Genomic DNA, 12,237 nt, shown 5'->3' with positions numbered 1-12,237 from the left:
GACAAACGAAATCGTAGTTGATAAAATTACTTGAATTTAATGTAAGAGAAAGGAAAATGGTCATGTCAGTAATAACATCTAATCCATGGTTAATGGTTTTAGCAATTTTTATTATAAACGTTGCTTATGTGACGTGTCTTACAATGAGAACAATCTTAACACTTAAAGGATATCGCTATGTAGCTGCCATTGTCAGTTTCTTAGAAGTACTTGTATATGTTGTTGGATTAGGTATGGTCATGTCTAGTTTAGATCAAATTCAAAATGTGTTCGCATACGCTTTTGGATTTTCAATTGGTATCATAGTAGGCATGAAGATAGAAGAAAAACTTGCGCTTGGCTACACTGTTGTAAATGTGACATCATCAGAATATGAGTTAGACTTACCAAGACAATTAAGAGATTTAGGTTATGGTGTAACCCACAATACAGCATATGGTCGAGATGGCAAACGCTTAATATTACAAATTTTAACGCCAAGACGTTTTGAATTTAAATTAATAGATACCATTAAGCAAATCGATGAAAAAGCATTTATTGTGGCATATGAACCACGTCAAATACACGGTGGTTTCTGGGCGAAAGGTGTTAGAAGTAAAAAACTTAAGCAATACGATACGGATGAAGTTGAAAGTATATGAAAAAACAGCAAAAATTTAAAGTCGCAGATAACGAGACGATTCAAGATTGCTTACAACGTATGCGTGAAGCGGGGTATGCGCCGGTCAAACGGTTCGAAAAGCCAATTTATAAAGAGAATAAAGATGGCAGTTTAGAAGTATTGAAGCAAGAAATTGAATTTGTAGGAAAAATGATAGAGCAATAATTTATGAACCGTTATGGATCATCGTATCCGTAGCGGTTATTTTTGGAATGTGTAAATATTTTATAAAGATGACTTAAAAGCCTTATACTTTTTAATATAATTCTGTTAAACTATTACTGAAAAGGTAAACACGAACTTTTAGTCTGAATTATTTATTAATGTACATGTTTTAATGGAATCAAACTAAATTTATGTATGATAGGAGCTTATTTCAATGATTGAACGTTATTCTAGAGAAGAAATGTCTAATATTTGGACGGATCAAAATCGCTATGAGGCATGGTTAGAGGTAGAGATACTTGCATGTGAAGCATGGAGCAAATTAGGTGATATTCCAGCTGAAGATGTTAAGAAAATACGTGAAAATGCTAAAGTAGACGTCGCTCGCGCACAAGAAATTGAACAAGAAACACGTCATGATGTAGTTGCGTTTACAAGACAAGTTTCTGAAACATTAGGTGAAGAGCGCAAGTGGGTCCATTATGGTTTAACTTCAACAGATGTAGTTGATACTGCATTAAGTTACGTCATCAAACAAGCAAATGAAATTATTGAAAAAGACTTGGAACGTTTTATTGATGTATTAGCACAAAAAGCGAAAGACTATAAATATACTTTGATGATGGGACGTACACACGGTGTTCATGCTGAACCAACTACTTTCGGTGTGAAAATGGCCTTATGGTATACAGAAATGAAACGTAATTTAGAACGTTTTAAACAAGTAAGAAAAGAGATTGAAGTTGGTAAAATGAGCGGGGCAGTTGGTACATTTGCGAACATTCCTCCAGAAATTGAAGCCTATGTGTGTGAGCATTTAGGATTAGATGCCGCACCAGTGTCTACGCAGACACTACAACGTGATCGTCACGCATATTATGTTGCAACATTAGCTTTAATTAGCACTTCAATGGAAAAATTTGCTGTAGAAATTCGTAATTTACAAAAAACAGAAACACGTGAAGTAGAAGAAGCATTTGCAAAAGGTCAAAAAGGTTCATCTGCCATGCCACATAAACGTAATCCGATTGGTTCAGAAAATATCACTGGTATTGCACGTGTAATCAGAGGATACGTTACAACAGCATATGAAAACGTGCCATTATGGCATGAAAGAGATATTTCTCATTCATCTGCAGAACGAATTATGTTACCAGATGTAACCATTGCATTAGATTATGGATTGAATAGGTTTACAAATATTGTAGAAAGACTAACTGTCTTCGAAGATAATATGTTAGCGAATATAGATAAAACATTTGGTTTAATATACTCTCAACGCGTATTATTAGCATTGATTAACAAAGGTTTGGCACGTGAAGCTGCATATGATAAAGTACAACCAAAGGCTATGGAATCTTGGGAAACAAAAACACCATTTAGAACTTTAATTGAAGAAGATGCAACAATTACAGACTTACTAACAAAAGAAGATTTAGATGAGTGTTTCAATCCAAAGCATCATCTAAATCAAGTGGATACAATTTTCCAAAGAGCTGGTTTAGAATAATAAAATTTTTCAAGTGAAATCGTTACACTTTAATGTACTAATACGTTAAAATAAGATTATATTGAAAAATACAGGGGTTGTTTTAAATGCAAATAGAAAAACTTAGAGGAAAAGCATTAGATGAACTGTTCGATGCAATATTGACACTTGAAAATAGAGAAGAGTGTTATGAATTCTTTGATGATTTATGTACAGTGAACGAAATCCAATCATTATCACAACGATTACAAGTTGCAAAAATGATTAAACAAGGTTACACATATGCAACCATCGAACAAGAATCAGGTGCATCAACAGCCACAATTTCTCGTGTGAAGAGATCACTACAATGGGGTAATGATGCTTACACGATGATTCTTGATCGTATGAATATAGAAACGGCCGATTAATGATTTAAACCATAAATTTTATCAAATGACGACTAGGTATAGTAACCAAAGTCGTCATTTTTTTATACAATGATGGATTTGATTTTAAAATATGAGATATTATAACGATGTGATTGTCTGGCATTTTGTATTATTTTTGCGGTTTATAACATTGAAGAAGGGTAATGAAATATGTAGCAGACATTTATGAAAATGGGATTCCATTTTAAAATAGGCGATGGTTTTTATAGAATGAAAGGAAGAGAGCTATGTCAAAAAAAGTGATGCTTTTTCTGTTCACTTTAGTATGTTTATGTCTTATTGTTATTTTTATTATGATTCTATCAGCTAATAATTTTAAACCAACTAATGACAATATTGGTAAACCCAAGAATGCCTTACCACTCAAATATGAAAACAATGGTGTAACTTATGTCAATGGTCATGTCATTGTGAATAAACAACTTGCACTTCCGGCGAAATATAAACCAGGCGAAAATAAAATAGCTAAAAAGCAACTAAACAAATTATTGAAGCAAGCAGAAAAAAGAAATTTAGATTTGACCATGACAAGTGGATATAGAAATTTTGAGAATCAAGAAAAAGTGGTAGATACTTTTGTTGAGAAGGATGGTAAGCAAAAGACAACTAAATATGCTGCTAAACCTGGACATTCTGAACACCAAACAGGTTTAGCATTTGATGTAGGAACAAGCCAACCATTAAATGATTTTCATACAGATTTTGAAAAAACTAAAGAAGCACAATGGTTAGCTAAACATGCAGCCAATTATGGTTTTATTATTAGGTATCCTAAGAACCAATCAAAACAAACTGGCTATGCTTATGAACCATGGCATTTAAGGTATGTAGGACCTCAATTGGCAAAAACAATCAATGAGAAAAATACAAATTTAGAAAGCTATTACCATCTTAATAAGTAATATCAAGATGATGCAAAATCACCTCAGAAATTTGGGGTGATTTTTTCTTCAGTATTTTAGAACTCGAGACATAAAAATGATATAATCATATGTATGCTAAAAGAAGGAGAAACATATCATGACTGACATGAATAAGTGGAGACATATTTTTAAATTGGACCCCGCAAAGCCCATCAGTGACGAAGATTTAATGAAAATTTGTACATCAGATACGGACGCAATTATGATTGGTGGAACGGATGACATCACTGAAGAAAATGTTGCGCACTTAATGCATAAAGTTAAATGTTATTCATTACCAATAGTACTTGAAATATCTAATCTTGAAAGTGTTGTACCTGGCTTTGACTTATATTTTATTCCAACTGTTTTAAACAGTAGGGATGTAAAATACCATAATGGTTTATTACTAGAAGCGTTAAAGTCATATGGTACATTGATAGATTTTAATGAAGTTGTGTTCGAAGGATATGTGGTACTTAATCCAGATTGCAAGGTAGCCAAATTAACGCAAGCTGACACGATGATAGATGATGAAGATATTGAAGCTTATGCACAAATGATTAATGATATGTATCAACTACCAGTTATGTATATAGAGTATAGTGGTGTGTATGGCGAAACTAACTTGGTAAAGGCAGCAGCAGACATGTTAACGGAAACACAATTATTTTATGGTGGCGGTATTAGTAACTACGAAGAAGCAGAAATGATGGCTTCTATTGCAGATACAATCATTGTCGGAAATATTATATACGAAGATATAAACAAAGCACTAAAAACAGTTAAAGTAAAGGAGACACATTAATGAATGCATTAGTAAACAAGATGAATGATGAACAGAGTCAAGCAGTACGTACGACAGAGGGGCCACTACTAATTATGGCAGGTGCCGGCTCAGGTAAAACACGTGTGTTAACCCATCGTATCGCATACTTGCTAGATGAAAAAGACGTGTCTCCGTATAACGTCTTAGCGATTACTTTTACTAATAAAGCAGCAAAAGAAATGAAAGCACGTGTTGAAACATTAGTTGGAGAACAAGCTCAGGTATTGTGGATGTCTACATTCCACTCAATGTGCGTGAGGATTTTAAGAAGAGATGCAGACCGTATTGGTATAGAACGTAACTTTACAATTATTGATCCAACTGACCAAAAATCAGTGATTAAAGATGTACTGAAAAATGAAAATATAGATAGTAAAAAATTCGAACCTAGAATGTTTATCGGGGCGATAAGTAACCTTAAAAATGAATTGAAAACACCTGAGGATGCACAAAAAGAAGCAAATGACTATCATGAACAAATGGTTGCAACCGTTTATAAAGGTTATCAAAGACAATTATCTAGAAATGAAGCACTTGATTTTGATGATTTGATCATGGTGACGATTCGATTATTCGAACGTGTACCAGATGTATTAGATTATTATCAAAATAAATTTCAATACATTCATGTCGATGAATATCAAGATACGAATAAAGCACAATATACTTTAGTTAAATTACTTGCCGCTAAATTTAAAAATTTATGCGTTGTTGGAGATTCAGATCAATCAATTTATGGTTGGCGTGGTGCAGATATCCAAAATATTCTTTCTTTTGAAGAAGATTATCCAGAAGCCAAAACGATTTTCTTAGAACAAAATTATCGTTCTACAAAAAATATATTAAATGCAGCGAATGAAGTCATCAAAAATAATTCAGAACGTAAACCGAAAGGGTTATGGACTGGTAATACGAGTGGCGATAAAATTCATTACTATGAAGCTACGACTGAGCGAGATGAAGCTGAATACGTCGTGCGTGAAATTATGAAACACCAAAGAAATGGTAAAAAGTATCAAGATATGGCCATTTTATATCGTACAAACGCACAATCACGTGTACTTGAAGAAACATTTATGAAATCGAACTTACCGTATACTATGGTTGGTGGTCAAAAGTTCTATGACAGAAAAGAAATTAAAGACTTATTAAGTTACTTACGTATTATTGCAAATAGTAATGATGACATTAGTTTACGTCGAGTAATCAATATTCCTAAACGCGGCATCGGTCCATCATCTGTAGATAAAATTCAAGCATATGCGGCACAAAATGATTTAAGTATGTTTGATGCATTAGCAGAGGTTGATTTTATAGGACTATCTAAAAAAGTGACGCAAGAATGTATTAGTTTTTATGATGTTATGCAAAATTTAATTAAACAACAAGAATTTCTTGAAATTACAGAGATTGTAGAAGAAGTATTGACTAAGACAGGCTTTAGAGACATGTTAGAACGTGAACAAACGCTCGAATCTAGAAGTAGATTAGAAAATATCGATGAATTTATGTCTGTACCTAAAGATTATGAAGAAAACACACCCCTAGAAGAGCAATCGCTAATTAACTTTTTAACTGATTTATCACTGGTTGCTGATATTGATGATGCTCAAATTGAAGATGGTATTACGCTCATGACGATGCACTCTGCCAAAGGTCTTGAGTTTCCAATTGTATTTATAATGGGTATGGAAGAATCTTTATTCCCACATATCAGAGCGATTAAGAGTGATGATGAACATGAAATGCAGGAAGAAAGACGTATTTGTTACGTTGCAATAACACGTGCTGAGGAGACCTTATACTTAACACATGCAACATCTAGAATGTTATTTGGTCGTCCTCAATCCAATATGCCTTCGAGATTTTTAAGAGAAATTCCTGAAGATTTATTGGAAATTGAATCTAAAGGTAAATCAAAATCTCAAGCACAGGCAACGAGCAATCGTTTCCAGAATGCTACCAAACAACCTGCTAAACGAGCGCACAGCCAACGTGCTACTGCAACAAAACAAAAGCAATCAGCTACCAATTGGAATGTTGGTGATAAAGTAATGCATAAGTCATGGGGCGAAGGCATGGTAAGTAATGTAAAAGAAAAAAATGGTTCTGTCGAATTAGATATTATCTTTAAATCTGAAGGACCAAAACGCTTGCTAGCACAATTTGCACCTATTGAAAAAAAGGGGGAGTAACAAGTGGCTGATATACAATCGCGTGTAGATGAGTTGCATAGATTATTAAATCAATATAGCTATGAGTACTATGTGAAAGATAATCCATCAGTACCTGATAGTGAGTATGATAAATTACTCCATGAATTGATAGATATAGAAACGCAACATCCAGAATATCGTACTGCGGATTCACCTACAGTTAGAGTAGGTGGTAGTGCGCAGTCCACATTCGAAAAAGTGAATCATGATACGCCTATGCTTAGTTTAGGTAATGCGTTTAACGAAGAAGATTTAAGAAAATTTGATCAGCGTATACGTGATAATATAGGAAATGTTGAGTACATGTGTGAATTGAAAATTGATGGACTTGCAGTTTCATTAAAATATGAGAACGGTCGATTTGTTCAAGGTTTAACTCGTGGGGATGGCACCACGGGCGAAGACATTACTGAAAATTTAAAGACAATACACGCGATACCATTAAAAATTAATGAAAGTAGAACTTTTGAAGTCAGAGGCGAAGCGTATATGCCTAGAAAGTCTTTTGTTAATTTAAATGAAGCGAAAGCTGCGAATGAAGAACAGCCATTTGCTAATCCAAGAAATGCAGCAGCTGGTTCATTACGACAATTAGATTCAAAGTTAGCTGCCAAACGTAAACTGAGCGTTTTCTTATATAGTGTGAATGATTTTACCCAGTTTAATGCAGATACTCAAAGTGAAGCATTAGATGAACTTGACCAACTAGGCTTTAAAACAAACCAAGAACGTCAACGCGTTCAAACGATAGAAGAAGTTATGACTTACATTGACAAATGGACAGAACAACGTGAAAACTTGCCTTATGATATTGATGGTATTGTTATTAAAGTCAATGCTTTAGAACAACAGGAAACATTAGGCTTCACTCAAAAATCACCGCGCTGGGCTATTGCATATAAATTTCCCGCTGAAGAAGTGGTTACGGAATTATTAGATATTGAATTGAGTATTGGCAGAACAGGTGTTGTTACACCCACAGCTGTTCTTGAACCAGTTAGGGTAGCAGGTACAACCGTTTCTCGCGCTTCACTACATAATGAAGATTTAATCCATGATAAGGATATAAGAATAGGTGATAGCGTTGTAATTAAAAAAGCAGGCGACATCATACCTGAAGTAATTAAAAGTGTATTAGACAGACGACCTGATGATGCAGAAATCTATCACATGCCTTCACATTGTCCTAGTTGTGAACATGAATTAGTTAGAATAGAAGGCGAAGTGGCATTACGTTGTATTAACCCTAAATGCCAAGCGCAATTAGTAGAAGGATTAATTCACTTTGTTTCACGACAAGCGATGAATATAGATGGCTTAGGAACTAAAATAATCCAACAGTTATATGAAAATGAGAAAATAAAAGATGTAGCTGATATTTTCTATTTGACGAAAGAAGATCTTTTACCACTGGACCGTATGGGCGAGAAAAAAGTAGATAATTTACTCAATGCTATTGAAAAAGCTAAATCGAATTCATTAGAACAATTATTATTTGGTCTTGGTATTCGACATTTAGGCGTTAAAGCTAGCCAAGTGATTGCTGAAAAATATGGAACGATAGATGAACTGTTTCATGTGACGGAAGAAGCGTTAATGGATATTCATGATGTGGGGCATAAGCTAGCTCAATCTGTAGTAACTTATTTAGAAAATGAAGATATACGTGCATTAATTGATAAATTAAAAGCAAAAAATGTTAATATGATTTATAAAGGTGTTAAGACAACAGAATTAGAAGGACACCCAGATTTTAAAGATAAAACAATTGTCCTAACTGGTAAGTTATATCAAATGACAAGAAATGAAGCATCCAATTGGTTAGCATTACAAGGTGCAAAAGTAACCAATAGCGTAACAAAAAATACCGATTTGGTCATAGCAGGTGAAGATGCTGGTTCTAAACTAGCTAAAGCAGAAAAATTTGGTACAGAAATTTGGTCAGAAGAAGCTTTTGTTCAGAAACAAAATGAAATAGAGGGATAGAGGAGATAATGCATGAAACGAACGATTATACTATTCATCTCAGCAATTTTGGTATTAACAGCTTGTGGAAATAATGATGAAAAATCAAAAGAACAATCTAATGAAAAAGAGCAACAAAAAGAGTCAGGTTCCGTAAAAGAAATTGCAACGGATAAAAATGTGCAAGGTGATAATTATAGAACGATTTTACCATTTAAGGAGAGCCAAGCACGTGGATTATTACAAGATAACATGGCGAACAGTTACAATGGTGAAGACTTTGAAAATGGTTTGTTAGATTTAAGTAAAAGTGTATTTCCAACGGATGACTACTTATATCAAGATGGACAATACTTAGATAAAGATATGATTAATGCTTTTCTAAATCCAAAGTATACTAAAGATGAAGTTAACAAAATGGATGAAAGTGATAGAAAAGAGAAAAAAGCAAATGAAAACTTGGGGCTAAATCCATCTCATAAAGGTGAAACAGATCCTGAAAAAATTGCTGAACAATCACCTGCATATTTATCTAATATTTTAGAACAAGATTTTTATGCGAGTGGTGATACAAAAGGTAAAAAAATAAAAGGTATGACAATAGGTTTAGCTATGAATAGTACATATTATTATCAAAAAGAAAAAGACGGTGAAACCTATAGCAAAGACCTCGACGATAAAGAAATTGAAAAACAAGGTAAACAAATGGCAGAAGAATTACTTTCTCGAATTCGGGAAAATAAGGATTTGAAAGAAATACCTATACATTTTGCTATTTATAAACAATCTGGTGAAAATTCAATTGTTCCAGGTGAGTTTATTGCAGGGACAACGGTTGAAGATGGTAAGACACGTATTAATGATTGGAAAGATATTAATCAAAAAACAGCCTTATTACCTTCTGAAGAAGCGGGAGAGCTTGATGAAAATTTAAATTCCGATTTCAAACAATTTAATGACAACCTACAAACCTATTTTAATAATTTCACACAAGCAGTGGGTACAGTTAAATTTGATAATAAAAAAGCGAAACAACTATCCGTTGATTTACCTATAGATTATTATGGTAAAGCAGAAACGATTGGTATCACTCAATATGTAACAGAACAAGCTGATAAATATTTTGATGGTATTGATGAATATGAAATTCATATTAAAGATGGTAATAATCCGAAAGCACTTATAAGTAAAACGAAAGACGACAAAGAACCACAAGTTCATATTTATAAAAACAACAATTAACCGAAACAATTAACCAAGATAATGACAATCTTGCATAGACAAAAAATAACGCCAAACTGATATCAATTATAATGATATACCAGTTTGGCGTTTTGTATTGAATTAACAGTTATAATATCAAACTATTCCTTTACGATTTGTTTTACTTTATCTAGGTCATGTGTCACAAATGAACCAGGTTTTTTAGTGTATTTACTAACAAAGTAAGTAGTAATCACACTTGCTAAGAATCCAGGAATAATTTCATACATACCAAATAGCTCATTGATAGAAGCTAATGGTTTAATCCAAACAATCCAAATAATTACGACCAATGCGCCGGTAATCATGCCTGCAAGTGCACCAGTACGTGATAGACCTTTCCAATAGAGTGAGAAAATAACTAATGGACTAAATGCGGCACCAAATCCTGCCCAAGCATTACCAACTAAATTTAGTATCGTATCGTTTGGCGACCAAGCAATCCATATAGCCACAATCGCTACAATTAATACAGATAAACGACCAACCATTACGAATTCTTTCTCGTGTGCTTTAGCTTTATCTTCACCACGAATGAGTTTATAAAAGTCTTCCGTTAAGGAACTTGAAGTTACCAGTAATTGTGAAGAAATTGTACTCATGATGGCTGCCAAAATTGCTGCCAATAAGAAGCCTCCAACTAAAGGGTGGAATAAAATTTGGCTCATAACGATAAATAAAGTTTCAGGATCCTCTAACTTGATGTTGCGTTCAGAAATAAAGGCAATACCTGTTAAACCAACTGCAACAGCACCTAATAACCCAATCACCATCCAGCTAATACCTAATCTTCGTGCTTTTGGTAATAATTTGTGCGATTTTATAGACATAAATCTAACAATAATATGAGGTTGTCCGAAATAACCCAATCCCCAAGCAAACAGTGAAATGATACCTAAAACGGTTGTGCCTTTAAATAGATTCATATTTGTTGGTTTCATCTCTGCTACTTGTTTAAACGTATCGATGCCGTTTAAATCGATAAGTGCAACGATAGGGACCATCACCATAGCGATTAACATGATCACTCCTTGGAAGAAGTCGGTGATAGATACAGCAAGATAACCACCGTAAAATGTATAAAATATGACTATAAATGCAATCATTAGTAATCCCCAATGATAATTCAAACCGAAGGCACTTTCGAATAATTTACCACCTGATACAAAACCGGAATGTGTGTATAAAGTGAAAAAAACAACAATAATTAAGCCGGATATAATTTTTATGTAATTATTGTGATCATTTAATCTGTTTTTAAAGAAATCTGGTAATGTAATCGCATCACCAGCCAATTCTGTATAGACACGTAGACGAGGTGCAACGACAAAATAATTTACATAGGCGCCTAATGAAAGACCGATGGTAATCCACATAGCAGATAACCCAGTACTATAAACTGATCCTGGTAGCCCCATAATCATCCAGCCACTCATATCTGATGCACCTGCTGAAAGTGCTGTCACATAAGGACCGATGCTCCTACCGCCTAACATAAATTCACTTAAATTACCTGTAGCTTGTTTGTATCCGTAGTAACCGATAAATAATAATATAATGAAATATATGATGATCATTATATATGTTTGCCAACTTGCATGTACTTGGTTGGCCAATGAAGTGCCTAATATCAGCATCGTCCTCATCTCCCTTTGTTTTAAATGATTCTATTGTACTACATGAATTATTATACAATGTAATTTATAAATAGAATAGTATTATTTTAGTTTAATAAAAAAATACATTTTATCCATGCTTTGTTAAGCGCTTCCATTAAATGATGTATAGTTACATGAAATATAAAGTACAATGATTGATTATGCATTTTAAAAAATAAATCGTGCGTGATTTAGGTGGTAAAATTTAAACAATGGCCATTTTTAACGTATGAATGACAAGCAAATAATAGCAATTTAAAGTTTTAATTTACTGTTATTATTGAAAAACTTAGATTTTTCAACGAAATTTTGGTACAATTTTGTAATGAATGAGTAAAAAGGAGGCTTTTATTTAATGGCTAAAGTTACACGAGAAGAAGTTGAACATATAGCAAATTTAGCAAGACTTCAAATTACTGAAGATGAAACGACTGAAATGCAAAATACATTAGAAAGCATTTTAAACTTTGCTAATCAAATAGATACAGCGGATACTAGTGAAATTGAACCAACATATCACGTACTAGATTTACAAAATGTATTACGTGAAGATAAAGCAATCGAGGGCATCCCTCAAGAGCTTGCATTAAAAAATGCTAAAGAGACGGAAGATGGACAGTTTAAAGTACCATCTATCATGAATGAGGAGGACGCTTAA

At 33.5% G+C, this 12,237-nt stretch carries 11 protein-coding genes; 10 read left to right on the top strand and 1 reads right to left on the bottom strand.

Features of this window, described 5'->3' with window-relative positions; translation table 11 throughout:
* Positions 1-62 precede the first annotated feature (62 nt).
* The 9 genes from ACP7BT_RS11005 to ACP7BT_RS10965 all read left to right on the top strand — a co-directional run bounded on the left by ACP7BT_RS11005 (position 63) and on the right by ACP7BT_RS10965 (position 9,900).
* On the top strand, positions 63-641 hold the full coding sequence (locus tag ACP7BT_RS11005; protein ID WP_037538142.1) for a DUF2179 domain-containing protein: 579 nt from the start codon (positions 63-65) through the stop codon (positions 639-641).
* Positions 638-826 carry an NETI motif-containing protein gene (locus ACP7BT_RS11000; protein ID WP_002482819.1) on the top strand — a complete coding sequence of 63 codons (189 nt, stop codon included), beginning with the start codon at positions 638-640 and terminating at the stop codon, positions 824-826. The genes ACP7BT_RS11005 and ACP7BT_RS11000 overlap by 4 nt, the downstream gene beginning before the upstream one ends.
* A gap of 214 nt (positions 827-1,040) precedes the next feature.
* Positions 1,041-2,336, top strand: a complete 1,296-nt coding sequence (purB, locus tag ACP7BT_RS10995; protein WP_041079959.1) for an adenylosuccinate lyase — start codon at positions 1,041-1,043, stop codon at positions 2,334-2,336.
* Positions 2,337-2,422: 86 nt separating this feature from the next.
* Positions 2,423-2,725, top strand: coding sequence for a YerC/YecD family TrpR-related protein (locus tag ACP7BT_RS10990; protein ID WP_002482821.1), 303 nt, complete (start codon positions 2,423-2,425; stop codon positions 2,723-2,725).
* A 248-nt stretch (positions 2,726-2,973) separates the two neighbouring features.
* Positions 2,974-3,648 carry a M15 family metallopeptidase gene (locus ACP7BT_RS10985; protein WP_037538114.1) on the top strand — a complete coding sequence of 225 codons (675 nt, stop codon included), beginning with the start codon at positions 2,974-2,976 and terminating at the stop codon, positions 3,646-3,648.
* Between the two features lie 118 nt (positions 3,649-3,766).
* Positions 3,767-4,456: a heptaprenylglyceryl phosphate synthase gene (locus tag ACP7BT_RS10980; RefSeq protein ID WP_011302762.1), complete on the top strand. Its 690-nt coding sequence runs from the start codon at positions 3,767-3,769 to the stop codon at positions 4,454-4,456.
* The gene (gene pcrA, locus ACP7BT_RS10975; RefSeq protein ID WP_037538117.1) at positions 4,456-6,672 is read left to right on the top strand and encodes a DNA helicase PcrA; all 2,217 of its coding nucleotides are present in this window, start codon (positions 4,456-4,458) and stop codon (positions 6,670-6,672) included. Before ACP7BT_RS10980 ends, pcrA begins: the two co-directional genes overlap by 1 nt.
* A 3-nt stretch (positions 6,673-6,675) precedes the next feature.
* Positions 6,676-8,679, top strand: a complete 2,004-nt coding sequence (gene ligA, locus ACP7BT_RS10970; RefSeq protein ID WP_002482825.1) for an NAD-dependent DNA ligase LigA — start codon at positions 6,676-6,678, stop codon at positions 8,677-8,679.
* Positions 8,680-8,691: 12 nt separating this feature from the next.
* Positions 8,692-9,900 carry a CamS family sex pheromone protein gene (locus ACP7BT_RS10965; protein WP_011302765.1) on the top strand — a complete coding sequence of 403 codons (1,209 nt, stop codon included), beginning with the start codon at positions 8,692-8,694 and terminating at the stop codon, positions 9,898-9,900.
* Positions 9,901-10,022: 122 nt separating this feature from the next.
* Here ACP7BT_RS10965 and putP read toward each other — a convergent pair whose 3' ends face one another.
* Entirely contained in the window at positions 10,023-11,558 is a 1,536-nt protein-coding gene (gene putP, locus ACP7BT_RS10960) for a sodium/proline symporter PutP (RefSeq protein WP_041079961.1), read from the bottom strand.
* A gap of 376 nt (positions 11,559-11,934) precedes the next feature.
* Between putP and gatC the strand changes: the two genes are divergently transcribed.
* Positions 11,935-12,237, top strand: a complete 303-nt coding sequence (gene gatC / locus ACP7BT_RS10955) for an Asp-tRNA(Asn)/Glu-tRNA(Gln) amidotransferase subunit GatC (protein ID WP_002482828.1) — start codon at positions 11,935-11,937, stop codon at positions 12,235-12,237.

It is taken from the genome of Staphylococcus sp. Y174-1 (genome assembly GCF_049897865.1).
Classification (GTDB): Bacteria; Bacillota; Bacilli; order Staphylococcales; family Staphylococcaceae; genus Staphylococcus; species Staphylococcus saprophyticus.
This window is presented reverse-complemented; position numbering and strand designations above follow the sequence as displayed.